This is a genomic window from Maribacter sp. TH_r10, assembly GCF_033101095.1.
Classification (GTDB): Bacteria; Bacteroidota; Bacteroidia; order Flavobacteriales; family Flavobacteriaceae; genus Maribacter_A; species Maribacter_A luteus.
In genome coordinates this window covers 316,781-343,268 of record NZ_JAWMPY010000001.1, presented here as the reverse complement: position 1 = coordinate 343,268, position 26,488 = coordinate 316,781, and the positions used below count along the sequence as shown (strand labels likewise).

General features: G+C 39.1%; 27 protein-coding genes. 14 read left to right on the top strand and 13 right to left on the bottom strand.

Annotated features, from left to right (window positions below; translation table 11 throughout):
* Positions 1-158 precede the first annotated feature (158 nt).
* Positions 159-377: a hypothetical protein gene (locus R3X28_RS01425; RefSeq protein WP_154365883.1), complete on the top strand. Its 219-nt coding sequence runs from the start codon at positions 159-161 to the stop codon at positions 375-377.
* Here the strand turns inward: R3X28_RS01425 and thiL are convergent, their stop codons facing one another.
* Entirely contained in the window at positions 378-1,427 is a 1,050-nt protein-coding gene (gene thiL / locus R3X28_RS01420) for a thiamine-phosphate kinase (protein ID WP_317661868.1), read from the bottom strand. It lies immediately after the preceding gene.
* 234 nt (positions 1,428-1,661) lie between these two features.
* Here thiL and glgP point away from each other — a divergent pair, with 234 nt between their 5' ends.
* The 11 genes from glgP to R3X28_RS01365 all read left to right on the top strand — a co-directional run bounded on the left by glgP (position 1,662) and on the right by R3X28_RS01365 (position 11,618).
* Entirely contained in the window at positions 1,662-3,305 is a 1,644-nt protein-coding gene (gene glgP / locus R3X28_RS01415; protein ID WP_154365879.1) for an alpha-glucan family phosphorylase, read from the top strand.
* Positions 3,306-3,513: 208 nt separating this feature from the next.
* Positions 3,514-3,843, top strand: a complete 330-nt coding sequence (locus R3X28_RS01410; RefSeq protein ID WP_154365877.1) for a HesB/IscA family protein — start codon at positions 3,514-3,516, stop codon at positions 3,841-3,843.
* A gap of 57 nt (positions 3,844-3,900) precedes the next feature.
* Positions 3,901-4,269 (top strand): four helix bundle protein, encoded by a 369-nt coding sequence (locus tag R3X28_RS01405; protein WP_317661865.1) that lies wholly within the window; start codon positions 3,901-3,903, stop codon positions 4,267-4,269.
* Positions 4,270-4,345: 76 nt separating this feature from the next.
* On the top strand, positions 4,346-5,791 hold the full coding sequence (gene sufB, locus R3X28_RS01400; RefSeq protein WP_317661863.1) for a Fe-S cluster assembly protein SufB: 1,446 nt from the start codon (positions 4,346-4,348) through the stop codon (positions 5,789-5,791).
* Between the two features lie 18 nt (positions 5,792-5,809).
* The gene (gene sufC, locus R3X28_RS01395) at positions 5,810-6,562 is read left to right on the top strand and encodes a Fe-S cluster assembly ATPase SufC (RefSeq protein WP_154365871.1); all 753 of its coding nucleotides are present in this window, start codon (positions 5,810-5,812) and stop codon (positions 6,560-6,562) included.
* 71 nt (positions 6,563-6,633) lie between these two features.
* Positions 6,634-7,950 (top strand): Fe-S cluster assembly protein SufD, encoded by a 1,317-nt coding sequence (gene sufD / locus R3X28_RS01390; protein ID WP_154365868.1) that lies wholly within the window; start codon positions 6,634-6,636, stop codon positions 7,948-7,950.
* A gap of 1 nt (position 7,951) precedes the next feature.
* A complete protein-coding gene (locus tag R3X28_RS01385; RefSeq protein WP_317661860.1) occupies positions 7,952-9,178 on the top strand; it encodes a cysteine desulfurase in 1,227 nt (408 codons plus the stop codon).
* 69 nt (positions 9,179-9,247) lie between these two features.
* Entirely contained in the window at positions 9,248-9,670 is a 423-nt protein-coding gene (locus R3X28_RS01380; protein WP_154365863.1) for a SufE family protein, read from the top strand.
* A gap of 11 nt (positions 9,671-9,681) precedes the next feature.
* Positions 9,682-10,008 (top strand): DUF59 domain-containing protein, encoded by a 327-nt coding sequence (locus tag R3X28_RS01375; protein WP_154365861.1) that lies wholly within the window; start codon positions 9,682-9,684, stop codon positions 10,006-10,008.
* Positions 10,009-10,105: 97 nt separating this feature from the next.
* Positions 10,106-10,612 (top strand): DUF2480 family protein, encoded by a 507-nt coding sequence (locus tag R3X28_RS01370; protein ID WP_317661858.1) that lies wholly within the window; start codon positions 10,106-10,108, stop codon positions 10,610-10,612.
* A gap of 76 nt (positions 10,613-10,688) precedes the next feature.
* Positions 10,689-11,618: a DUF3078 domain-containing protein gene (locus R3X28_RS01365; RefSeq protein ID WP_282054080.1), complete on the top strand. Its 930-nt coding sequence runs from the start codon at positions 10,689-10,691 to the stop codon at positions 11,616-11,618.
* Positions 11,619-12,533: 915 nt separating this feature from the next.
* On the opposite strand, the gene hflX is transcribed toward R3X28_RS01365, so the two are convergent.
* Complete coding sequence (gene hflX, locus R3X28_RS01360; protein ID WP_282054082.1) at positions 12,534-13,745, bottom strand: GTPase HflX; 1,212 nt, start codon at positions 13,743-13,745, stop codon at positions 12,534-12,536.
* Positions 13,746-13,822: 77 nt separating this feature from the next.
* Here hflX and R3X28_RS01355 point away from each other — a divergent pair, with 77 nt between their 5' ends.
* Positions 13,823-14,797 (top strand): endonuclease/exonuclease/phosphatase family protein, encoded by a 975-nt coding sequence (locus R3X28_RS01355; RefSeq protein ID WP_317661854.1) that lies wholly within the window; start codon positions 13,823-13,825, stop codon positions 14,795-14,797.
* Here the strand turns inward: R3X28_RS01355 and R3X28_RS01350 are convergent.
* The 5 genes from R3X28_RS01350 to hemB all read right to left on the bottom strand — a co-directional run bounded on the left by R3X28_RS01350 (position 14,794) and on the right by hemB (position 19,775).
* Entirely contained in the window at positions 14,794-15,507 is a 714-nt protein-coding gene (locus R3X28_RS01350) for a 3'-5' exonuclease (RefSeq protein ID WP_282054084.1), read from the bottom strand. The two genes, R3X28_RS01355 and R3X28_RS01350, sit on opposite strands and share 4 nt — an antisense overlap.
* A gap of 249 nt (positions 15,508-15,756) precedes the next feature.
* Positions 15,757-16,230 (bottom strand): methylated-DNA--[protein]-cysteine S-methyltransferase, encoded by a 474-nt coding sequence (locus tag R3X28_RS01345; protein ID WP_317661850.1) that lies wholly within the window; start codon positions 16,228-16,230, stop codon positions 15,757-15,759.
* A complete protein-coding gene (locus tag R3X28_RS01340) occupies positions 16,230-17,351 on the bottom strand; it encodes a CNNM domain-containing protein (protein ID WP_154365847.1) in 1,122 nt (373 codons plus the stop codon). Before R3X28_RS01340 ends, R3X28_RS01345 begins: the two co-directional genes overlap by 1 nt.
* Positions 17,352-17,390: 39 nt before the next feature.
* The gene (locus R3X28_RS01335) at positions 17,391-18,719 is read right to left on the bottom strand and encodes a serine hydrolase (protein WP_317661848.1); all 1,329 of its coding nucleotides are present in this window, start codon (positions 18,717-18,719) and stop codon (positions 17,391-17,393) included.
* 66 nt (positions 18,720-18,785) lie between these two features.
* On the bottom strand, positions 18,786-19,775 hold the full coding sequence (gene hemB, locus R3X28_RS01330; RefSeq protein ID WP_317661846.1) for a porphobilinogen synthase: 990 nt from the start codon (positions 19,773-19,775) through the stop codon (positions 18,786-18,788).
* A gap of 180 nt (positions 19,776-19,955) precedes the next feature.
* On the opposite strand from hemB, the gene R3X28_RS01325 reads away from it, so the two are divergent.
* Entirely contained in the window at positions 19,956-22,592 is a 2,637-nt protein-coding gene (locus R3X28_RS01325; RefSeq protein ID WP_317661844.1) for a DEAD/DEAH box helicase family protein, read from the top strand.
* Here R3X28_RS01325 and R3X28_RS01320 read toward each other — a convergent pair.
* Genes R3X28_RS01320 through R3X28_RS01295 form a run of 6 tightly spaced genes read right to left on the bottom strand, consistent with a single transcriptional unit; the run spans position 22,589 to position 26,479 of the window.
* A complete protein-coding gene (locus tag R3X28_RS01320) occupies positions 22,589-23,377 on the bottom strand; it encodes a PhzF family phenazine biosynthesis protein (protein ID WP_317661842.1) in 789 nt (262 codons plus the stop codon). The two genes, R3X28_RS01325 and R3X28_RS01320, sit on opposite strands and share 4 nt — an antisense overlap.
* 39 nt (positions 23,378-23,416) lie before the next feature.
* Entirely contained in the window at positions 23,417-24,016 is a 600-nt protein-coding gene (locus R3X28_RS01315; protein WP_317661840.1) for a hypothetical protein, read from the bottom strand.
* Position 24,017: 1 nt separating this feature from the next.
* Positions 24,018-24,176, bottom strand: a complete 159-nt coding sequence (locus tag R3X28_RS01310) for a hypothetical protein (RefSeq protein WP_317661839.1) — start codon at positions 24,174-24,176, stop codon at positions 24,018-24,020.
* Between the two features lie 9 nt (positions 24,177-24,185).
* A complete protein-coding gene (gene hemF, locus R3X28_RS01305; RefSeq protein ID WP_317661837.1) occupies positions 24,186-25,088 on the bottom strand; it encodes an oxygen-dependent coproporphyrinogen oxidase in 903 nt (300 codons plus the stop codon).
* A complete protein-coding gene (locus R3X28_RS01300; protein ID WP_411556586.1) occupies positions 25,078-25,929 on the bottom strand; it encodes a sulfurtransferase in 852 nt (283 codons plus the stop codon). The genes hemF and R3X28_RS01300 overlap by 11 nt, the downstream gene beginning before the upstream one ends.
* Before the next feature lie 16 nt (positions 25,930-25,945).
* Positions 25,946-26,479 (bottom strand): GNAT family N-acetyltransferase, encoded by a 534-nt coding sequence (locus R3X28_RS01295; protein ID WP_317661835.1) that lies wholly within the window; start codon positions 26,477-26,479, stop codon positions 25,946-25,948.
* Positions 26,480-26,488: the final 9 nt, after the last annotated feature.

Genomic DNA, 26,488 nt, shown 5'->3' with positions numbered 1-26,488 from the left:
TGCACACATTTTTTTTGGATTATCCCAATAAAAAACAGAGTTCGTGCGTTATTCAATAAAGTGTTTCATGAACCACTTTTTTAAACAAGACCAAATTAAGTATTTAGCATTGATCCAGGTCCTCAAAATGGATGAATGCTTGCCTAAAAACCTACATCATGAAAAAAGTAATCTGCCAGATTTTCGGACATCACTATGCTGTCTCAAAAAAAGTTACCCACCACATCAAGGAGTATCAATGCATTCATTGTGGTAAAGAAGTGACCACTAATGAAACCGGTGATCTTTCAGCCCTTACCCCGGAAAGACAAGAGATCAATGATACCTTGAAAACAATATACCAAAGAAGACATTGTACTGCGGATCACGCAGCCTAATTATGTTTTGGCAAATGAATTCCAGCCCTGAGCGGTCAATGGAATTTTAGAATTATTCCTGGAAACTAAGTGCGCACCTTCGTTATCAGCAGTCATGTGCCCCACGACTGTTAGATTAGGATTGCCCTTTATTTTCGGGAATTCTTTTTGGTCCAAGGTGAACAACAACTCATAATCCTCCCCACCACTAAGTGCTACCAAAGTACTATCTATCTTAAATTCCTCACAAGCTGAAATGACGGTAGGATCTAACGGAATCTTTTCTTCATACAAATTACAACCCACTTTGCTGTTTTTGCATAGGTGAAGAATTTCAGATGAAAGTCCGTCACTGATATCTATCATGGCGGTAGGGTGTACCTCCAATTTTTTGAATAATTCAAAAATATCCTTTCGTGCCTCTGGTTTCAATTGACGTTCTAAGATATAAGAATAAGGTTCCAAATCGGGTTGACTGTTCGGGTTGACCTTGTAGACTTCCTTTTCTCGTTCTAAAACTTGCAGTCCCATGTAAGCCCCTCCGAGATCACCGGTTACGACCAAAAGATCATTTTCTTTGGCTCCCGATCTGTAAACTATATCTTCCGCTATTGCCTCACCGATTGCGGTGATACTTATGATTAATCCGGTTTGGGATGAGGTGGTGTCGCCGCCGACCAAGTCAACGTTGTATATTTTTGTTGCTAATGCTATTCCCGCGTATAGTTCTTCCAAGGCTTCCAGTGGAAATCGGTTAGAAACCGCTAAGGATACGGTTATTTGGGTAGCCTTTGCATTCATGGCATAGATATCCGAAAGGTTCACCATTACGGCCTTGTAGCCTAAATGTTTCAAGGGCATATAACTGAGGTCAAAATGAACTCCCTCTACCAAAAGATCGGTAGAAACAACGGTCTTTTTATCTTTAAAATCGAGTACGGCAGCATCATCTCCGATGCCTTTAATCGTTGATTTTTGGTTTAAGGGGAAGTGTTTGGTCAGGTGGTCTATCAGTCCGAATTCCCCTAACGATTCTAAATCTGTTTTATCTTGATTCTTATTCTCCAGCATTTTGCAAAAATAAGAAGGATATTCTTTTAATCTTTATTTTGGGGTAAAAGAAATAAAATCAATGTATTACCCTTTCAAGAACTGATTAATTCAATTTTTTTGGAAGCTATAACGAAAGAGTTGGCAAGATTGCGCGTAAAAAGGTGTCAACTTGATAATTCTTAGACATTTTTTAGGTGATGAATCCTGTGGTTTTGCATAATTATTACTTTTGAAAGAAAAAACGAAAATACTATGACTTCAGAATATAATAAATGGCATATGCCATATGAACCGGCCAAAGAATTCAATAAAAAAGTTGCCTATTTCAGCATGGAATTCGGTATTCACCAAGCACTGAAGATATATTCTGGTGGACTTGGTTTTTTGGCTGGATCCCACATGCGTTCCGGTTATGAACTCAAACAGAACATGATCGGTATTGGTATGCTCTGGAAATATGGTTATTACGACCAAGGAAGAAATGGGGATCAGACCATGAAAACCAATTTTATTGAAAAGAATTATACCTTCTTGGAAGATTCCGGTTTGGAAGTAGAGGTAAAGTTGCACGATAACCCATCCGTAAAGGTTAGGGCCATGGTTTTGAAACCTGAGATTTTCGGAACCGTTCCTATGTATTTATTGACAACCGATGTTGAAGGCAACGATTACCTATCCAAAACCATCACCAACCATTTATATGATTCCAATTATTTAACCCGAATTTCCCAAAGTATCGTATTGGGGATAGGTGGTGCAAAAATAGTCGAAGCCTTGGGAGGTGCCGAAATGTATCATCTTAACGAAGGCCATGCATTGCCCGCATTCTATTACTTGCGGGATCAAGGTGTCAAAAAAAACCAAATGGTATTTACGACACATACCCCTGAAAAGGCAGGTAACGAGGAGCGAGATGCCCAGCATTTGAACAGATGTGGCTTTTTTGGGCGTTATCTTTCAGAGCCGGAATTGCAAAAAGAAGTGGTAAATGGAGGAATGCTCAACTATACCGTTTCTGCTTTGAGAATGGCCAAAGTATCGAATGCCGTATCAAAGTTGCATGCAAAAGTATCACAGGATATGTGGAAAGATTATCCGGGAATAAGTAAGATAATCCCGATTACAAATGCACAGAACCAGAAATTTTGGCAAGATGAGGTTATCGAGGAGGCACACTTGGCCAAGGATGCTAAATTATATAGAAAGAGAAAGATTGAGCTGAAAAAAGAATTGTTCGATGTGGTTCTGAACCAAACCAATAAACTTTTTGACCCCAATACATTGACCATTGTTTGGGCCAGGCGTTTTGCCGGTTATAAAAGGGCCGATCTCTTGCTTCAGGATCTTGAGCGTTTTGAAAAATTGATCAACAATGAAAAGTACCCTGTTCAGATAATTTGGGCAGGTAAACCTTATCCATATGATTTTTATGCCATTGATATTTTCAATCACTTGGTACATTACTCCAAGCAAAAATCCAATTTAGCGGTATTGGTGGGCTATGAAATAGAATTATCACGCGAACTGAAATGTGGTTCCGATATTTGGCTTAATACTCCAAGAATTACTAGGGAGGCCTCTGGAACCAGTGGTATGACCGCTGCTATGAACGGTTCGGTCAACGTATCTTCAAATGACGGGTGGATGCCCGAATTTGCAAAAGATGGCAAAAATTCATTTGTTTTCCCGGTAATAGACCAAAATTTACCAACTTGGGACCAAGATAAAATCGACTGTGAGAACTTATATGACATTTTGGAGAACAAGGTATTGCCCACGTATTACGACAAGCCTAAAAAATGGCAAGAAATTGTATTCAACAGTATTGATGATGTTCTGCCTCAATTCGGTAGTAATCGAATGGCCAAACAATATTATGAAGAACTCTATAAGTAGGTTCTTGGTTATGTTTATCTAGGCCAGATCGGATTTTTGGCCGAAATGAATTTCTTCTTTAATCATTCAATTTGGTAAAAGGGTAACCTGTCACTTTTTGTCGTGATAGATTACCCTTATATACTTATACGTTATAATAATGTTAGGTTTTATTGTAGAACCCTACATATAACTTATATTTGTAAACTATTTAGAATCAAAACAAATAATGATACAGGTTTCAGATACAGCTAAACAAAGAGTCATTGGATTAATGACAGAGGAAGGCTATGACGCTACCAAAGACTATGTACGTGTTGGTGTCACGAGCGGAGGATGCAGTGGTTTGTCATATGAATTGAAATTTGACAATTCAATTGGGGATACCGATAAGGTTTTTGAAGATAATGGAGTACGGATTATAGTGGATAAAAAAAGTTTTTTATATCTCGCAGGAACAATTTTGGAGTATTCCGGCGGATTGAACGGCAAAGGATTTGTTTTTAACAATCCAAATGCCCAACGTACCTGTGGGTGCGGTGAGAGTTTTTCGCTATAAGGGAATTGGGGTTGCGAAAAAAAGCTAAAAAGTAAAAAAGGAAAGGGTTAAGCAAAAATGGGCAAATTCACTTCATTTGAAGATTTGGAAGTCTATAAATTAACATTAAGTTTTACTATAAAGATTTTTAGATTATTGAATGAAGCACAATTGAGTAGGGAATTTGCCTTTGCAGATCAGTTAAAACGGGCAACTCTCTCAATTTCTAATAATATTGCTGAAGGTTTTGAAAGGGAAACGGACAATGAGTTATTACGTTTCTTATATTTTTCAAAAGGTTCTGCAGGAGAGGTGAGAAATATATTAAACGTATTGAAAGCTGTAAAGTTGATTGAAGCTGAGAAGTATGGTGAGTTAAAGAATGATGTAGTAATTATTTCAAAACAGCTTTCGAATTATATTAAATATGTTAAAAAGAGAAGTTAAATTATGCTTTGGTTTTGGGTATTCATTTGAATTTCCAACCTTACCTTTTTTCTTTTTAACTAATTAACCAAGTAGTATGGCATATACCGAAGAGGAATTAAAAAAGGAACTTGAGAACAAGGAGTATGAGTACGGGTTCTATACGGATATTGAATCGGATACCTTCCCTGTCGGATTGAATGAGGAAATCGTTATTGCAATTTCCAAAAAGAAAGAAGAACCGGCTTGGATGACCGAATGGCGTTTGGAGGCTTTTAAAGCTTGGAAACAAATGGAGGAGCCAGATTGGGCCAATATAACCTATAAGAAGCCTGATTTTCAGGCAATATCCTATTATTCGGCACCGAACAGTAAGCCCAAATACGATAGTTTGGATGAAGTTGATCCAGAGTTGTTGGATACCTTCAAGAAACTCGGGATATCCCTTGACGAACAAAAGAAATTGGCAGGTGTTGCCGTGGATATTGTTATGGACTCTGTTTCGGTGGCGACGACCTTTAAAAAGACGTTGGCCGAAAAAGGAATCATTTTCTGTTCCATTTCAGAAGCGATTAAAGAACATCCCGAATTGGTACGAAAGTATATAGGTTCCGTTGTTCCGCAAAAAGATAACTTTTATGCAGCTTTGAATTCTGCCGTTTTTTCCGATGGCTCTTTCTGCTATATTCCAAAAGGCGTTCGCTGCCCCATGGAATTGTCAACCTATTTTAGGATAAACCAAGCAGGTACAGGTCAGTTCGAAAGAACATTGGTCATTGCGGACGAGGGTAGTTATGTTAGTTATTTGGAAGGTTGTACGGCCCCTTCAAGGGATGAGAACCAGCTTCATGCAGCGGTAGTAGAGCTTATTGCTTTGGATGATGCCGAGATAAAATACTCAACGGTACAAAATTGGTTCCCTGGTAATAAAGAAGGTAAAGGCGGGGTTTTCAACTTCGTTACCAAAAGGGGGATTTGCCACAAGAATTCAAAAATATCATGGACACAGGTTGAAACTGGATCCGCCGTTACCTGGAAATATCCTTCCTGTATTTTAAAAGGGGATAACTCTATCGGAGAGTTTTATTCCATTGCCGTAACCAACAATTACCAACAGGCCGATACCGGGACTAAAATGGTCCATATTGGTAAAAACACCAGAAGTACCATCATATCAAAAGGGATCTCTGCCGGTAAATCGCAGAATAGTTATCGCGGACTGGTACAGGTGAACAGTAGGGCCGAGAATGCCAGGAACTTTTCACAATGTGATTCCTTGTTAATGGGGAACGAATGTGGGGCCCATACATTTCCGTATATCGAAGCCAAGAACAAATCGGCTCAAATTGAGCACGAGGCTACTACCAGTAAAATTGGTGAAGACCAGATTTTTTACTGTAATCAACGAGGTATCGATACAGAAAAGGCGATTGCCTTGATCGTAAACGGATTCAGTAAAGAGGTATTGAACAAATTGCCTATGGAATTTGCCGTAGAAGCACAAAAACTATTGGAAATAAGCCTTGAAGGCTCAGTCGGATAATATTTTAAAAAATATAAGATGTTAAAAATTAGCAACCTGCATGCAGGTATAGAAAATAACGAAATACTCAAAGGAATAAATCTTGAGGTAAAAGCTGGTGAAGTACATGCCATTATGGGTCCAAATGGATCTGGTAAGAGTACCTTGGCCTCTGTTATTGCAGGTAAAGAGGAATATGAGGTAACGGAAGGCAGTGTGGTTCTCGATGGTGAGGACCTAGAAGATGCCGCACCTGAAGAAAGGGCCCACAAGGGTATCTTCCTTTCTTTTCAATATCCCGTTGAAATTCCCGGGGTATCTGTTACCAATTTCATGAAAACAGCCATTAATGAAGGGCGAAAAGCCAGAGGTCTTGAGGATATGCCGGCCAAGGATATGTTGAAATTGATACGGGAAAAAGCCGAGTTATTGGAAATTGACCGTAAGTTTTTATCGCGTTCCCTGAATGAAGGTTTTTCAGGTGGTGAAAAGAAAAGGAACGAGATTTTTCAAATGGCCATGTTAGAGCCTAAATTGGCTATTTTGGATGAAACCGATTCTGGTTTGGATATTGATGCACTTCGTATCGTGGCCAATGGGGTGAATAAATTGAAGAGTAAGGATAACGCGGTTATCGTAATTACCCACTATCAGCGTTTACTTGATTATATAGTTCCTGATTTTGTACATGTATTGCATCAAGGGAAAATCGTGAAATCCGGTACCAAGGAATTGGCCCACGAACTAGAGGACAAGGGCTACGATTGGATCAAGCAAGAAACGGCGATATAAATACAGTGAACAGTAGCAGTAGGGCAGTAAAAATTGCCAACTGAAAACTGTTGACTACCAACAGAATTAATATGGATTTAAAAGATAAATTGATTTCTTCTTTCATGGCATTCGAGAACAAAATCGATGTCGAACATCCGGTACATGATATTCGTTCAGAGGCCTTTAAGAATTTTGAGGAAAAAGGGTTTCCTACCAAAAAAGAGGAAGCTTGGAAATATACTTCATTGAAGGCTCTCCAGAAAATCGATTTCAGTATTTTTCCAAAAGAGGTAGATGCCCTGGAAAACAAACAGGTAAAGAAATATTTTTTACAGGAAATAGATACGTACAAAATTGTCTTTGTCGATGGTATTTATTCTTCTTTTCTTTCTGAAACGACCCATGATGGGGTAGATATTTGTTTAATGAGTGCGGCTTTGACCAAACCCATGTACAAACAGTATATAGATGTATATTTTAATAAAGTGGCTTCCAAGGATGATTCTTTGACCACTTTGAACACTGCATTCAGTAGGGAAGGGGCCTTTATTTATATCCCAAAGAACAAAATGCCCAAAAAACCGGTAGAAATAGTACATTTTTCCACTGGGAATGAGGCATCCTTGATGTTGCAGCCTAGGAACCTTATCGTGGCGGAGGAAAATGCCGAGCTTCAGGTTATAGAAAGGCATCAAAGTTTAACCTCACATGAGGTTCTGACCAATGTGGTGACCGAGATATTTGCCGCTGAAAGTGCCATTGTAGATTATTATAAAATTCAAAATGATGAGAAAACCGCTTCTTTGATAGATAATACCTACATCAATCAAAAAAGTAAAAGTGTGGTTAAGGTCCATACCTTTTCATTCGGCGGAAAACTTATAAGGAATAACTTGAATTTCTACCAAAATGGAGAATATATAGACTCTACGATGAAAGGGGTCACCATTTTAGGCGATAAACAACATGTAGACCATCATACTTTGGTTCACCATATTGAACCCAATTGTGAAAGCCACCAGGATTATAAAGGCATTTATGGGGAGAATTCAACAGGGGTGTTCAATGGTAAGATCATTGTAGAAAAGATCGCACAGAAGACCAATGCCTTTCAACAGAACAATAATATCTTGATCAGTGATAAGGCAACTATAAACACTAAACCGCAATTGGAGATTTTTGCTGATGATGTTAAGTGTTCCCATGGCTGTACCATTGGTCAATTGGATGAAGATGCATTGTTTTATCTTCAATCACGGGGTATTCCTAAAAAAGAAGCCCGGGCTTTGTTGATGTATGCTTTTGCCAATAATGTTTTGGAAAGTGTTCGAATTTCCGAATTGAAAACAAGCATAAACCGTCTTATAGCGGAGAAGCTTGGGGTTCGTTTGGGTTTTGATCTTTAAAATGGAGAAAACTACCTTCAATCCAACAGTTATCCGAAAAGATTTTCCAATACTCAATCGTGAGGTCAATGGTAAGCCATTGGTCTATTTCGATAATGCCGCTACTTCGCAGACACCACGGCAAGTTATAGATGTCATAGTAGATTATTACAGTAATTATAATGCCAATATACATCGTGGTGTTCATACACTTTCACAAGAGGCAACCGATAAATATGAGCAGGCTCGTATAAAGATCCAAAAGCATTTTAATGCAGCAAAGTCCCACGAGATCATTTTCACTTCTGGGACAACCCATAGTATAAATCTTGTGGCCAATGGTTTCACATCTATTTTAAAGGCTGGTGATGAACTTATAGTTTCGGCCATGGAACATCATTCCAACATTGTGCCCTGGCAAATGTTGTGCGAGCGTACCGGGGCAACCTTAAAGGTTATCCCTATGAATGAGGAAGGGGAATTGATTTTGGATGAATACCTGGAATTATTAACCGATAAGACAAAATTGGTGTTCTGTAACCATGTATCCAACGCTTTGGGAACGGTAAACCCGATTAAAACGATAATCGATGCTGCACATAAAGTAGGGGCTGCGGTATTGATAGACGGGGCTCAAGCTGCCCCACATATAAAAGCGGATGTACAAGAATTGAATGTTGACTTTTATACGGTTTCTGCACATAAAATGTGTGGCCCTACTGGAGTAGGCATGTTATACGGCAAGGAAGAATGGCTGAACATATTGCCACCCTATCAAGGTGGAGGTGAAATGATCGCCGAAGTTACTTTTGAAAAAACCACATATGCCGATTTACCGCATAAGTTTGAGGCAGGAACACCGAATATTTGTGGTGGAATAGCTTTTGGTGCGGCCTTGGATTATTTGAATGCCATAGGTTTTGATGAAATTGCAGCTTATGAAAATGAGCTTCTTGAATATGCAACCGAAAGATTGTTGGCCATAGAGGGGTTACGTATTTATGGCACCTCGGAAAATAAAACATCCGTTATTTCCTTTAATATAGAGGGGGTCCACCCTTATGATATGGGTTCTATCCTCGATAAATTGGGAATAGCCGTACGTACAGGGCACCATTGTGCCCAACCGATCATGGATTTCTATAAGATTCCCGGAACGGTAAGAGCCAGTTTTAGTTTTTACAATACCAAGGAGGAAATCGATATTTTGGTGGAAGGTGTAGAAAAGGCCAAAGCAATGCTTCTTTGAGCTTTTCAACCCCAAACCAATAAATTGAAAACCTATGATACTTATTGTATTTTTGTATAAAATGAGTTTATGGGAATAAAAGAGATTCAGGAGGAAATCGTTGATGAGTTCTCAATGTTCGAGGATTGGATGCAACGTTATGAATATATGATAGAGTTGGGTAAATCACTTCCGTTAATAGATGAGAAGTACAAAACCGATGATAACATCATAAAAGGTTGCCAAAGTAAAGTATGGGTACATGCTGAATTAGATGGGGATAAATTGGTATTTACGGCAGACAGTGATGCCATAATCACTAAAGGGATCATTGCTATTTTAATTCGTACGTTCAGCAACCAGAAACCCCAGGATATTATTGATGCGGATACCGATTTTATAGATGAGATCGGGTTAAAGGAACATTTGTCGCCGACCCGGGCCAATGGTTTGGTAAGTATGGTGAAACAATTGAAGATGTATGCTATTGCATACCAGACACAATTGAACTAAAGCTAAGAAAAATGAGTGAAGAAGTTATAAATACGCAAGAATTAGGCGAAAAGATAGTACAGGTACTAAAGACGATATATGATCCGGAGATTCCTGTAGATATCTATGAACTGGGATTGATCTATGATGTTTTTGTCAATGAGGTAAGGGATGTGAAGATTTTAATGACCCTAACATCACCTAATTGCCCTGTTGCGGAAACCCTACCGGTTGAGGTAGAAGAGAAGGTGAAATCTTTGAACGCCGTTAAAGATGCTATCGTAGAAATAACTTTTGACCCACCTTGGACGCAAGATCTAATGAGTGAGGAGGCAAAACTGGAATTGGGCATGCTTTAGCTGTTCAATGATGTTATTCCCTAGCTTTTATGAACCCTTATATTAAATAGGCCAAGGGCGATTATCCATTTACATTTAATCAGATATCTTTTACTTTATGCAAAACGAAATCATAAACCGTGTAGCCCAAAGTCAATTGAAAACCATTGATTTGGAAGACTTTTATCCTAACGGGGAGCGTGTTTTCTTGGATATCAAAGATTGGCTTTTTGAAGGTTTTGTTCTTAGGGAAAAGGAATTCAGGACAACCATTGCATCACATGATTGGAGTCAGTATCAAGATAAATATGTAGCAGTCGACTGTACAACGGATGCCATTATCCCAGGATGGGCCTACATGCTTATCAGCACTAAATTACAGCCTTATGCCAGAAAAGTAGTTCAGGGAAATTTGGAGGTTATAGAGACTTCACTCTATCAATCCATTATAGAAGACCTTGACGTTTCAGAGTTTAAGGATAAACCTGTTATAATCAAAGGGTGCGGTAACAAACCCGTTCCGCAAAACGCATATTTGTGGATAACTATCAAATTGTTGCCCGTAGCAAAGAGCGTAATGTACGGCGAAGCATGCTCCTCCGTGCCATTATACAAAAAAGTATAATTGTTGATAACTGTAATTGTTTATAGTTAACAATTCTTACTTTTGCACTTCATAACAAAATTTAAACACTAACATTATGAGAAATTTAGTTTTAACAGTTACTGCGTTTTTGGCACTATCAGCTACATACGCACAGACCGCGGATGAATTGAAGGCCTTACAAGGTCCTAAGAAAGATTCGATTGCGGCCATTCAAGGTAGGGTAGATGCCCTACAAGCACAAATTGATGCCCTTCCAGGATGGAAGAAAGGGGCGTTCGGTACCATTGGGGCCAACTTATCCGGTTTCGATAATTGGTATTCAAAAGATGCAGCTAATTCCAGTGCAGGTAATATTGGGGTTACTGTAAATGGATTTGCCAACCTTAATCAAGAAAAGTTTTTCTGGAGAAACTCGGGAAACATCAACCTTGGTTGGGTAAAGTTCGATGACAAGGATGATCCAACAGATGACGATAGCTTTCAACAGGCTACGGATGTTTTCTCCATTTCATCGCTTTATGGGCGTAAAATAAGTGAGAAGTTCGCTATATCGGCCTTAGGGGAATATAGGACTACGATATTGAGCAACTTCAACGATCCAGGTTATTTGGATTTAGGTATTGGTGCCACATGGACACCAATTACAGATTTGGTTGTAGTCATCCACCCTTTGAACTATAACTTTGTTTTCAGTAGTGAGGATGATATTTTTGAATCCTCAATGGGTGCAAAGATCGTAGCCGATTATACCCGTAAAATCGGTAAGGTTAATTTTAAGACCAACCTTTCGATGTTCCAAAGTTATAAATCTTCAGACCTGTCGAATTGGACATGGATCAACTCTTTTGGATATACGATCTGGAAAGGTATTGGACTTGGCTTTGAATTTGGTTTAAGGGATAATAAGCAAGAAGCGCTTAATTACGCGTTGAACGGACCAACACCTGATGCCGCCGCCACTTTCGATAATATTGACAATGATTTACAGACCTATTGGTTATTTGGCCTTAACTATGCCTTCTAAACCAATTTTAATTATAAAAAAAAGCCCTGTCAGTCATGCCAGGGCTTTTTTATTTATTGAATTAGTCAGTTATGTATTGTATCCAAGTTTTCAATTTTGAACTGAGTAATTCCAAATACTTATCCGTAGGTTAATTTATGATTCTTTTGGGATTCAATACTAAATCATAAATACAGGACTAAGGTAATCTTAGGCAGCATAAATTGTAAATATTTGTTGTGTATAACATACTTTTTGTGGTGTAAATGGTAAAAAATATCGGGATGGTACGAACCTCTTCTTTTATTAAAGTTGGGTATAGGTCATTAAAAAAGGCCCTTTTGGGAAAGGGCCTTTTTTTAAGTAGGTTTAAATTACAGTCCTGATAAAATTCAGGTAGCTTTTTATAGGTTTAGTGCTCGTTTGGGGCTTGCACTATTATAGGTTAAGTTCATGATAAGATTTGGGGTCTATACGATCACTTAATTACAATGTAAAGATAAGGTGGAACAGAGGAAAGGTCACAAAATATGTTGTGAACGCACCCTTAATTGTGGTGTAAAAATTAACGGTACGATTTTCCCGATGAACGGCATACTTTATATCGGCTGAAGGGTTCTGAACGATATAGGAAAATAAAAAACGCCCATTGAAAAAAGAGCGTTTTTTAGTTCAGTAGGTTTTGTAAAATTTGGTCCGAAAAGAATTCGGATAGCATTATTTGGTTAAGTAAAGGTTTTGGGGAAACCTTTAGTTTTTTGGTCAAGTTCATGAATTGATTTGGGGTCAATACGATCACTTAATTACAAGGTAAAGATAAGTTGTACCAGAGGAAAGATCACAAAATATGTTGTGAACGCATCCTTAATTGTGGTGAAAAAATTAACGGTATGGTTTTCCCGATGAACGGCACATTTTCTTCCTGTTTTAGAACAATTAATATTGGTCTAAATGCTCGGGATACAAGAAATTGTTATAAGGAAAACGGGTTACATGTATATCCCTGACAACATCATAGACCCTTTTACGGAATTCATCAAGGTTTTCTTTGTTCAATGCGGATATGAACAAGGCATTTTCGCCCATCCGTTGCATCCAGGTGCGTTTCCAATCCTCGATGGTAAAATGTATCGAAGTTCTTTCGGTAACCAAGTCGTCTTCATCAATGGTTTGATGGTGGTATTGGTCTATTTTATTGAAAACCATGATCGTTTTCTTATCGGCACTGTCTATTTCATCCAATATTTTGTTGACCGATGCTATATGCTCTTCAAAATTAGGATGGGAAATATCAACTACATGCAATAATAGGTCTGCTTCACGAACTTCATCTAGTGTGCTTTTAAAGCTCTCTACCAATTGTGTAGGTAGTTTACGAATGAAACCTACGGTATCACTGAGTAAAAAAGGAAGGTTTCCTATTACGACTTTGCGAACGGTTGTGTCAAGGGTAGCGAAAAGCTTGTTTTCTGCGAAGACATCACTTTTACTGATGACATTCATCAGGGTTGACTTCCCAACATTGGTGTATCCTACTAGTGCTACCCGCACGAGTGCTCCCCTATTTCCTCTTTGGGTTTCCATCTGCCGATCAATCTTCAAAAGTTTTTTCTTCAGCAATGAAATACGGTCACGCACGATACGTCTATCGGTTTCAATCTCGGTTTCACCGGGTCCGCGCATACCAATACCCCCTTTTTGTCGCTCTAAGTGAGTCCATAACCCAGTAAGCCTGGGTAAGAGGTATTCGTACTGGGCCAATTCCACTTGGGTTCGGGAATAACTGGTCTGTGCACGTTGGGCGAATATATCCAGGATAAGACTGGTACGGTCCAGTATCTTACATCGCAATTGTTTTTCAATGTTGCGTTGTTGTCCTGGGGAAAGCTCATCATCGAAGATAACCGACCCGACCTCGTGTTCTTCCACAAAACTTTCTACCTCTTGCATCTTTCCACTGCCGATCAAGGTTTTAGGGTTGGGTACATCTACACGCTGTACGAAACGTTTTACCACTTCACCACCTGCGGTGTAGGTCAGAAACTCCAGTTCATCAAGGTATTCGTTCACCTTTTCCTGATCCTGTTCCTTATTGATAACACCAATTAGGACGACTTTTTCGTATTCTATGGCTTTCTTTTCTAACATAGTCTTGTTTAATATGCAAATTTACACAATACTGGCCAAGCTATTTTTGTAAATTTGTATCCTTCTAAACTAATTACATGGTATTTTCATTTTTCAAGAAAAAAAAGAAAAAAAGTCTTCACACAATTGCCTTCTACAATCTTGAGAATCTTTTTGATACCGTTGATGATCCAGACACCTTGGATGATGATTTTACACCTAAAGGTTTCAAAAAATGGACCCCAAAGCGATATAAGAAGAAAATCTTTAAACTGGCGAACACCATCTCTAAGATCGGTCTTGAATCTGCCGAACGTGCCCCTGCACTTGTAGGTATTGCAGAAGTGGAAAATGCCTCGGTAATAGAGGACCTGATAAATGCAGACCCTTTAAAAGATACCGATTATGGTTATGTGCATTACGATTCCCCTGATGAGCGGGGAATAGATACCGGATTATTGTACCAAAAGGAGTTTTTCGAGGTTCTTTTTTCCGAACCTATACCTTTATTGGTTTATAACGAAGAAGGAATCAGGGATACAACGAGGGATATTTTATATGTATACGGAAAACTTAACGGAGAAACTGTTCATGTTTTTGTTAATCATTGGCCGTCGCGTAGGGACGGGGAAGTTAAAACCGATTATAAGAGGATAGAGGCAGCCAAGACCATAAGGTTAAAAATGGCCGAGATCGAAAAGGAATACCATGACCCCAATTACATTATAATGGGCGATTTTAATGACAACCCCGATTCCAAAAGTATTCAAAGCTTAATCAATGATTCCGGTTTGTATAATCCTATGGAAAAATTGAGGTCTCCCCAAAGGGGAAGTGCCAATTACAGGAGAAGCTGGAGTATGTTCGACCAGATCATTGTTTCCCATAACTTCTTTAATTATGAAAAAGGGACGCATAGTTTCGCACATGCCAATATATTTGATGCGCATTTATTGACCGAATGGAAGGGGAAATATAAGGGCACACCTTATAGAACTTATGTGGGCCGAAAGTATGTCGGGGGATATAGCGATCACTTTCCCGTATATATACAATTGAAGTATATTGATTAAACCTTCTTAATCTCGTTATTTTGTAATAGCTCGTCATTACGCAGTCGAAGAAGTACTTGCGCAGTGGTGACCACATCCAATTCACAATAGGTCACGATACGGTCTAAATTCCCTTCCTTATAATATACGTCACGAACCATACTGCCGTCTATATCCTCTTTAGGAGAAGGAATGCCTAGAATATGGGACATAAGTTTTAAGGAAGTGTAATGTTTGTAATCCCCGAATTTCCAAAGTTCCAAAGTATCCAAATGAGGTACTTCCCAAGGTTTTTTCCCAAAGAGGTCCAATTTATAAGGTAAGCTTATCCCATTGATAATCATACGCCTTGCTATATATGGGAAATCGAATTCTTTTCCATTGTGGGCACAAAGTAAATTCTTTGGGTATTTAAAATGAGTGTTCAATAAGGTTTTGAAATCTTTGAGCAATTTAGGTTCCTCACCATAAAAACTGGTGACCCGAAATTCCCTTATATCCCCTTTTGTGTGAAAATACCCTACGGATATACATACGATCTTCCCGAATTCGGCCCAGATGCCCGCCCGGTCATAAAATTCCTCTGCCGTAATTTCATCTTTACGCTGATACTGCGTTTTATGTTCCCAGAGTTCTTTGGTCACATCATCCAATTCCTCGTAATCGGCTGCTTCGGGAACCGTTTCTATATCCAAAAAAAGGATGTTTTCTAAATGGAGTTTGTAAAGCATAAACTAAATATACGAACAAAAAGGAATATGGATTTTGATGTAAATGCATTGATTGTGGTAAAATCCTTGGATATAAGAAGAAAAAGGTAGATTAGTCCAGAACCGACCGATCAGTTTGTGAATGGGGGCATTTTAAGGCCCTTTGAAGCGCTTTAATCACATTTAAGGCGCAGATAGTTCGATTAAATGCACAAATTGCCAAGATTCGCTTGTAATAAAAAGTATAACAGACCGGTTGGTCGGTAATGTTCAAAATAAAGATTGTTGTTTTGCCGGGCTCTCATGGGCTAACAACCATTTTTTACGATGGATTCCGCCTGCATAGCCTGTTAAGGAACCATCACTCCCGATAACCCTATGACAAGGGATTACGATCCATAACGGATTTTTTCCATTGGCGGAGGCAACCGCCCTTATGGCTTTGGGATCCCCCAATGTTTTCGACAATTGTAAATAAGAAATGGTTTTTCCAAAGGGGATCTGCAATAACGCATCCCAGACTTTTTTCTGAAAATCGGTTCCTTCAGGGTTCAACGTTAAACTGAAAGCTTGCCGTTTTCTTTCAAAATATTCTTGTAGCTGATAAACGGCATCATCAAGTACTTCGGGAATCACATCACTTGGTGGAATATCCCCATCAATAACCGTGATAGAGGAAACACCATTTTCATCACCTTCCAGCTTTGCAATGCCCAAGGGAGTATGTATAAACGCCGATTCCATTATTCAAATGGGACATTATCATCGATCAATCCAAGGCGTTTTGCCCGTACTTTCCAATTTTCTCGGGCCAAGTGTTGAAGATCGTCCACATTATCGCTTTCATCCATTATTTCGAGCCCTAGAAGGGTTTCAATAACATCTTCCATCGAAACCAAACCACTAACAGAGCCATATTCATCTACGACAAGGGCAATATGTTGTTTTTTAGATATGAATGTTTCAAAGAGATCAGGTATCGGTTTGTCGCGATTTACTACTAGAATTTCCCTCTTTATGGTCGATAAAGGACAATCCCCGTTTTCATTGATCATTTCTTCGAGTACGGTATCCTTCAGAACAAAGCCAGTGATATTATCGACCTTATCTTTATATATCGGAATCCGTGAAAAACGAAGTTTGGGGTTTTCATCAAAAAACTCCTTGATCGTTTTATTCTCCGGGGCGATTTTCATGACCGTTCTTGGAGTCATCACATCCTTGGCAAGAATCTCATCGAATTTCAATAAATTTTTGATTACGATGGATTCCGACTCCTGAAAAACGCCTTCTTCATGGGCAATATCTGCCATAGCCGTAAAATCTTCCCGACTAAGTACACTGCCATGATGCCCTTTACCTCCAACCAATTTGGTGAAAAGTTGAAGAATCCATAATAACCCGGTCCACTTTAATGCCAAGACCATTATATTAAGGGCTTTGGCCGTAAAATTTGATAATTTCTTCCAATAGGTGGCACCGATGGTCTTCGGTATAATCTCCGAGGCAACCAATATTAATATGGTCATAATGGTCGAAACGACCCCGACCATAAGGTCTTCGGTAAATTCAATTCCCAGAATGGACCGTTGTGTGCTCCCGTAAAGTTCAGAATAGGCGACTTTTGCCTGAACACCCACCAATATTGCCCCTACCGTATGGGCAATCGTATTTAGGGTTAGTATCGCGATCAATGGCTTATCCACATCCTTTTTAAGGGTTTCCAAGGTTTCGGCATACGACTTACCCTCTTTTTTCTTAAGATTGATGAATGTTGGTGTAATACTCAACAATACCGCCTCGAGTATAGAGCAGAGAAAGGAGAAGAAAATAGATACAAAAGCGTAAAATATCAGTAATCCCATAGGTTTTGTTTATCTGACTAAAATAGTAATAATTGTATGTTAATCGGACATAATCGATTGATAAAACACTTCTTGCAAGGCGCCCCTGATATTTAAGGTGTATAGATTCCTATTTTCCCTTGTTGGAAAAACACGGTTACTCATAAAAATAAATACCAATTGGTTTTCAGGATCTGCCCACACGAAAGTGCCTGTAAATCCCGCATGTCCGAAACTTTTTGGACTAACTTCAGGGGCGGGGTATGCGGCTGCTATGTCCAAGGTGTCATTTCCTAGCAATGGTTTGTCAAAGCCTAAACCACGACGGTTATCATTATCCGGATATTGAACTTGGGTAAATTCCCTCATCGTTTTTTCAGAGATGTATCTATGACCATTCAGCATGCCGTAGTTTTGATACATCTGCATTAGAATGGCTAAATCGGCGGCCGTACCGAACAATCCTGCATTGCCTGAAATTCCGCCTAAAAGAGAAGCATTCTCGTCATGTACCCAACCTTGGGTAAGGGCATGCCTAAAGATCGTATCCATTTCAGTAGGTACGATTTTATTTGGAAAATGCTTTGTTTTGGGTTTAAAGCCCAAAGTAGTTGTCCCCAAAGGCCGGTAAAATTCATCGGTTACATATTCCTCATAGGTTTTACCCGTCAATTGTTTTATCAGTTCTGGAAAAATCAGAAAAGTAAGACCGGAATATTTATATTTTTTTTCATCACTGACCTTAGACCTCTTGATTATGCGATACATTTTGCGATTAAAACGATTTTTTACGTATAAACCGTCAAAGGCTTGCTCGTTGAACCTTGAATTTGATTCGGTATGGATGAATCGTTTTTTCAAATGACCATTTTTCTTTATCACTTTACCTAGAAAAACAATATAAGGTGTTAGTCCGGCCTGGTGGGCCAATATTTCCCTAAGGGTAAGGTCATTTTTGTCCTTTCTATGTTTCCAATCGGTCCAATAGGTACTAAAAGGAATATCCAAATCAAGTTTACCTTCATCTACCAATTTCATTATGGCAGGTAAAGGCCCCGTGATTTTGGTTACCGAAGCCAGATCATAGATGTCATTTTTTGAAACGGGTTGAATACTGTCGTAGGTGTGAAAACCATAAGCCTCATGAAATACGATATTACCGTTTTTGGCCACCAATACTTGTGCCCCTGGAAAGGCATTATTTTTTATACCGTTTGTTATTATTGAATCGATTCTCGGGTAAACAAAGGCCGAATCCAACCCCATTTCATTAATCGGTCTTTGAGGTAGTCCTTTTTCAATATTTATGCGCAAAGGAACGTCCGAACCCTCTTGAGCTTGGGTAATGGCAATGAATAAACCAATTAGTATAAATATGATTTTCTTCACAAGGTTTTATATCAATCTTATTAGTAAAGCATTTACTTTGAATGCAAATCGAATGTAATGAAGTTGCTAATTGATCAGCCTAATGACATCTTTGGCAAAATAACTGGTAATGATATTGGCCCCCGCCCTTTTTATGGCCAAAAGTTGTTCCATCATTACCGCATCATGGTCTAACCAACCTTTTTCAGCGGCTGCTTTTACCATGGCATATTCACCGGAAACTTGATACACGGCCACGGGCACTTCAACTTCATTTCGTATTTCGCGAACAATATCCAAATAAGCGAGTCCCGGTTTTACCATTACGATATCGGCACCCTCATCAATATCCAGTTGGGTTTCACGAATGGCCTCAAACCTATTGGCGAAGTCCATCTGATATGTTTTTTTGTCTTTGGGCACGTCTTTTATGTCTACAGGAGCTGAATCCAAAGCATCTCTGAACGGACCATAAAAAGCACTGGCATATTTGGCGCTGTAACTCATGATCCCAGTATTGAAAAAGCCTTCATCTTCCAATGCTTCCCGCATGGAAAGAATACGACCGTCCATCATGTCACTGGGGGCCAGGAAATCCGCACCGGCCTGGGCATGGGATAGACCCATCTCGGTCAAAATCTCCACACTTTCGTCGTTCAATATCTGTCCGTCCGTAACCACTCCATCATGACCATAAGAGGAATAGGGGTCAAGGGCTACATCGGTCATAACCAACATTTCGGGTACGGCATTTTTGATGGTTTTTATCGCACGTTGCATCAGTCCTTCAGGATTTATGGCCTCAGTCCCTTTATTATCCTTTAAATTATCGGGGACCTTAACGAAAAGTAGCACCGAGCACAGTCCCATTTTCCAAAGTTCTTTTACTTCCTTTTCAAGATTGTCCAAACTATAACGAAAGTAATTGGGCATAGAAGGAATTTCCTCTTTTACGTTCTTACCCTCGACCACGAATAAAGGAACCAGAAAATCATCAGGGGTAATTATCGTTTCACGAACCAATCTTCTGATAGATTCCGATGCGCGCAGTCTTCTATTTCTAATAATAGGATACATAATCAGTTTTTTGAAATAAAATTAATCGAATAGTGTATTGCGAATGAGGCCATTTGTAACTATATGGCCTAAATATTATACAAAGTAAAGAAAATGTGTTTTAGAAAACGCCCTTACTCCAATAAAATAAATGCTTCCACGTTGAATTATTACCTTTATCAAAATTAATATCCCGGTTATTTGGTAACAAGTTTCAGCAATTTAAAATTCAGGTTTCCCTGGCGGAGTTATCAAGGACGTTTCTTAGAGAATCTTCCCGTTCATATGGCCGACAACCACCTTCATGTGATTGCCCCACCTGGGTCGGGCAAAACCCTATTGGGGTTGGAGATTTTAAGGCAGATTGGAAATAAAACCTTGGTTTTGGCACCGACATTGACAATTAGAAACCAGTGGGAAGAAAGATTGCAGCAATATTTTACCGATAAAAAGGATTTTGAAAAAATATCATTTGCTATTAACAACCCTTCGGACATTACATTAAGTACCTATCAAGGGTTGCACGCTTTTTATAAACGACAAACCTCTGAATCGGAATTTCTAGTTTTTTTTAAAAATAACGGAATCAAGACCATTGTGCTTGATGAAGCGCATCACCTAAAAAATGAATGGTGGAAATGTTTGTTCGCCCTAAAACAAGAGCAAGAGCTTACCGTTGTGGCATTAACGGCCACACCTCCTTTTGATAGTAGCAAGGCCGAGGTAAAAAGATATTTCGACCTTTGTGGAGAAGTAGATGATGAAATAGCTATTCCCAATTTAGTTAAGGAAGGCGATTTATGCCCCCATCAAGATTTTGTGCACTTTTCACTTCCCGATCAGCTGACCATTGATCATATCGTAGCCTTTAGGCTCAAGGTTGCCGAATTGATTCGAAATTTGAAAAGCGATATCTGGTTTATTGATTTGCTTAGGAATCACCGGTTTTATACAGAAACAGAAACTTCTTTGGAAGAAATATACCAACACCCTTCATTTTTTTCGGCTTTATTGATATTCTTAAATGCCTGTGATATTAAAATCCCAAGGGAAAAATTGGAAGTATTGGGTTTTGATAAGAAGGATAGGATTGAATTCCCGTCTTTCACCCATGATTGGGCAACGGTACTTTTAAACCATATGCTATTCGAGGGCCGGGATCAATTAATCACAAGTGAAGCGGAGATTAAAATATTTGAAAAGAGACTGAGAAAAATAGGTGTTCTAAAAACCCATCGGGTAGATCTTATCGGAAATGATTCATTTTATCGAACACTTTCGAACAGCCCTGGCAAGTTAAATAGTATTGTACAGGTTTTAACCGCTGCCGAAATAGAATTGGAGAAGCAATTACGGGCAGTGGTATTAACCGATTACATCCGCAAAGAGTATCTCGACACTCCGGACAACAAGATCTCAGGGATTGGCAAATTAGGTGTTCTGCCCATATTTCATCGATTAAGGACCACTCTTCAAGATTCTTCCTCACTTGCGGTTCTTACAGGTAGTTTGGTTATTGTAAATGTTGCAGTGTATGATTTGGTTTGTGATAAATTCGGTGCCACTAATTTTACATATGAAGACATTCCTTCGGCTACAGATTTTGTAGTGTTAAAAACTAAGAATAGAATATCCCCTTCATTGGTTGAGGTCATTACCGAATGTTTTCAAAATGGTACCATTCGAACATTGATAGGTACGAAATCCCTTTTAGGGGAAGGTTGGGACGCCCCGGCAATGAATACCTTGGTTCTAGCGTCTGCAGTAGGGTCATTTGTAACCTCAAACCAGATGCGGGGAAGGGCAATAAGAAGTTTTGCGCCAAACCCGGTTAAAACGGCCGTTATCTGGCATTTGGTTTGTTTGGATCCCACGGATGATGGGGGAGGAAAAGACCTTGAAACTTTAAACAGAAGATTTTCCGCCTTTATGGGAATTACCAATGCAGAGCCATTGCGAATAGAAAATGGTATGGATCGGTTGCGTATAACTATTCCAACGAATAATACGGAAGTCGAAAAAATAAATCAGGAAAGTGCTGATGGCGCTAAGAATAGGGTCAGCATAAGGGAGAACTGGAAAAAGGCAATCGGTGGAGGGACCGGGCTGGTAAAAGAACTAAAATCATTTTATCAAGGACATATTCCGTATCAAGCACAAAAAAGATTGCATTATCGTGATATGGTCTTGTTCGGATGTATAGAGTTGTCAATGGTTTTAGCCTATTTTGTGCCGGAATTCATCTTAAAGAACCTGAATATCTTACTACAGGGAGGATGGGTAAAATTTATGTATTTGTTTATTTCCGCCTTGGTATTCGGTTTCGGTGTCAAGTCCTTTAAAGTGTTTAAATTATACGTTAACCATGGTCGTTTACATAAAGATGTTCAAAAAATGGGATGGACAGTCCTTTACACCATGAAGGACCTTGGGTTTTTAGGTGGTAACATGACCGATATGGATATTGTTGTTTCTATTGATGGAAGGGGAACCGTTTCTTGTGTACCTAAGGGTTTGTCAAATTATGAAAGTACCGTTTTCATCAATGCATTGGAACAGATTATCGCACCCGTAGAAAACCCTCGTTATTTACTATTGAGAAAAGAATGGTTCAGGAAATTGATTGGGGTACAACGCTATTTGGTGGTCCCTGATCGTTTCGGGGAGAACAAGAAACACGCCCTGATTTTCTTAAAACATTGGAAAAACAATGTTGGGAATGCTAAATTGCTTTACACTAGACATTTAGTAGGCAGAAAAGCCCTGCTAAAGGCACGTATGTTCCATGTCTCCAATACGGATGAAAAAAGGACGAAAAAAAGGGTGGTATGGAATTAAACTTCGATTTCCCCTATTAAATAAGAAACTGCTTTCCCCTTTATTTTTATACGTTCCCCAAGGTTTTCACATATAAGTTCTCCCCCTCTTTTAGATAATTGTTTGGCAGTTAATCTGTCCTTGCCTAAAATTTTTGACCAATAGGGGGTAAGGCTCGTATGGGCCGATCCCGTGACCGGATCTTCATTGATTCCCGCTTGGGGAGCAAAAAAGCGTGATACGAAATCTACATCCTCACCTTTTGCCGTAACGATTATGCCTCTAGCTTCTACTTGGTTCAATAGGAAGAAATTGGGACTAATTTGTATAATTTCATCTTGATTTTTATAAACCAATAGGTAATCGGTTTTTCCTTTAAAGATATGTTCAGGGGTTACCCCTAGGGCGTCGTATAATTTTGGCATTGGGTTGCAAAGTGCCAAATCATCGACCGGAAAGTTCAAGGTAAGATACCCTTCATCTTCTTTCTCGACCCATAAGGAACCACTTCGGGAGGAAAAGAACTTTATGTTTTTTTCGTTTGGGATATAATAATTGAATAAAACAAAGGCAGTGGCCAAGGTTGCGTGCCCGCAAAGATCTACTTCAATCTCTGGGGTAAACCATCGAATATCATACTGATTGTTATTTTTTACGACAAATGCGGTCTCAGCTAGATTGTTCTCAGCGGCTATTTGTTGCATTACCGCATCCTCTAACCATGAATCAAGAACACAAATAGCAGCGGGGTTACCCGAAAATACACGCTCAGCAAAGGCGTCAATCTGATACATTTTTAGTTTCATAGTTGAAGGTATTATGAACTAAAAATACTATTAATTAATTTATCTTGATTCTTTGGCACATTCAATAATTTGGCTAAGGTTTTCATCCAGGCCGACTTTCTTCCAAAGTTGTAGGTCCTTTGTCAGTTTTAATGCGTTTTGATCAGCATCAATGTATTTTTTAATAGAACTTATTAGTGGGTCGTCAAATGAATCAATTTTTAAAATTGATTTGTCTCCGGGAATACTTAAATCATTTTCATAATCGTAACAGAAAACAAGTACTTGGTCATTCTTCTTTAAATCCAATCCATCGAAACAATCGGAAACAAAGAATTGTTGATTGGCATAGGTGTTATGTGCCAAGTCTTTTATTTTATAGACTTGGTTAATTTGGATGTATCCTTTTTGTGAATTATATAGAGGTCCGGCCTCATCCGTAGTAGGCATTATTTCTGTAATGGTGCCACTGAAAACCAATGCCAGTTCTTCTCCACACTGTCCAACAAAAGGCCCTGATTCCGGCCACCAATAGGTGTATCCTACTTCCAATGTGTCTTGAGCGAATTCAATATCTATATCGCTTTTTGTGTTCTTTTTGTTGTTACAGGAAGAACATGCAAAAAGTATACTTATTATGATGGGATAATACTTGTTCAAATTAGTCTGACTTTTTACTTTCTTGATATAATTTAACAATTGCCTTTAATTTTTCTTTACGAGTCTCTTTCTCTTTTTTAAGCTTGTTCTTTTTTCTATTCAAAAGCTTGGTATGTTTAGCCTTATTTACTGTATTCTTCTCTTTCCCTTTTTTTGACATACCAATGTTTTAGACCCATTCTTTCGGGTGTTGTAAAACGTAGATTAACCTTTCTTCATCACTACCTTTCTCAGGGTGATGGTCGTATCGCCATTGTACATGAGGAGGTAAGCTCATCAGTATACTTTCAATTCGCCCGTTGGTCTTTAAGCCAAAAAGAGTGCCTTTGTCATGTACCAAATTGAATTCTACATAGCGTCCCCGTCGAATTTCCTGCCAATCCCGTTGTGCCTTACTGTAATCTAGGTCTTTTCTTTTTGTAACGATAGGTATATAAGCATCTAGAAAACTGTCACCTACCTCTGAAACAAAATTATACCAATCGTTCATGCCTATGTTCCCATCTGATTTACAATAATCGAAAAAGAGTCCGCCAATACCACGAGCTTCTTTCCTATGGGTATTCCAAAAGTAATCATCGCATTTCTTTTTATACCTTGGATAAAACTCTGGATTGTGTTGATCACATGCTCTTTTGCATACCGAATGAAAATGGGTGGCATCTTCTTCAAACAGATAATATGGAGTAAGATCTTGGCCACCACCAAACCATTGATCCACGATCTTCCCATTTTTATCATACATTTCAAAATAGCGCCAATTAGCGTGCACGGTCGGTACCATGGGGCTTTTGGGATGAAGGACCAAACTGAGGCCGCAGGCGAAAAAATCGGCATCTTTTACCCCGAAATAGTTTTGCATGCTCTCTGGGAGTGCACCATGGACAGCGGATATATTAACGCCCCCTTTTTCAAAAATAGCACCATTTTCGATGACGCGGGTACGTCCGCCACCTCCTTCAGGGCGGTTCCATAGATCTTCCTGAAATTTCGCGACCCCATCAATGTCCTCCAATTTTGAGGTGATGGTATCCTGGAGTTGAAGTATGTATTTGTAGAATTTATCTTTCATTGGTCTTTATCGGTTTGTCATTTCGGCTCCATTCACTCCATGATCCCACATAAAGTTTGGGAATCGGTAATCCTGCATAGCTGATGGCCAATAGGGTATGACAGGCCGTAACACCGGAACCGCAATGTACTATGGTATGTTCCTGATCGGTATTTCCCAAAGCTTTTATATATTTCTCGCGTAATTTCACTGGAGGAAGGAAAGAGCCGTTTGCATCCAGATTGGTGGTAAGGGGTATGTTCAAGGCCCTGGGAATATGTCCGGCAATTAAATCAATAGGTTCATATTGCCCTAGATAACGGGCCGGTTCCCGAACATCAATAATCAGGTAATCTTTGTTTTCAGTTGCTTTTTCAACCTCTTCCATGGTTGCTATGGGCAGTTTCCAATCTTGAACAGGGTATACCTTAACCGGTTCTGTTTTTTCAAAACCTGAGGCCATTGGAAAATTTAATTTTTTGGCCTCTTGAATCCCTCCGTTAAGGACTTGTATCTTATCATGGCCCATTGATTTCATCATCCACCAAAAACGGGAGGCGGAATTGGCGCCTTTGTTATTATCATAGACAATAACATGACTTTGGGGAGAAATACCCATTTCGGACAAGGTTTTTGAAAAATCCTCTATTTTAGGTAATGGATGCCTTCCTCCTTTGGCTACATCCTCTTCTATATGGGACAGTTGGGAATTTAAGTCAATATGTAGGGCACCTTTTATATGTTCTTTAATGTAATTCGATTTTGCATTTGTCCCATTGGTAGCGTCAATCAATAGTACACTTTTGGATTTGACCAAAGGTAGGGCCTCTTCAACCTGAATAATGGGGACGATATTTTCCATAAACTTATCTGGTTTTTTATTTTGATAGTACATATAGTTCCATGTCCAATGCCTCTTCACCTGGTGGGGTATGTTCTTTTGGCAATGTTTTTTGCCAAGTATAACCATTGTTCCTAGCAACTTTTACACTTCCCAAGTTAGTTTTATGAGCGATGATTTGCAAGCTCAATAAGCCTAAATGTTCAAAAGCGTAGGCTGAAAGTACCTTGATGGATTGTGTAATATAACCTTTTCCTTCGTGTTGATATCCAATACAATAAGCTAATTCGGCCTGTTTATTATTCCAATCGGTTTCTTTAATGTAGACCAGTCCTATGATTGTACGATTTTCCTTTTCCTTTAGTTTGAACAGGAATTCTTCCTTGCCCGAATATTGCTTTATTTTCTTATCCACGAAAACCTGGGAAAGGGTCGGGTTTAGATTTTGTTCAAGGGTTTTAGGAAAATAACGTTTTAAGCGATCGGCATTGGAAACAACAAAGTCACAGATTTTCCAAGCATCATTAGCGGCTATGGGTTCTATGTAATAATTGCCAAAATCAAAAAGCATTAAACCAAA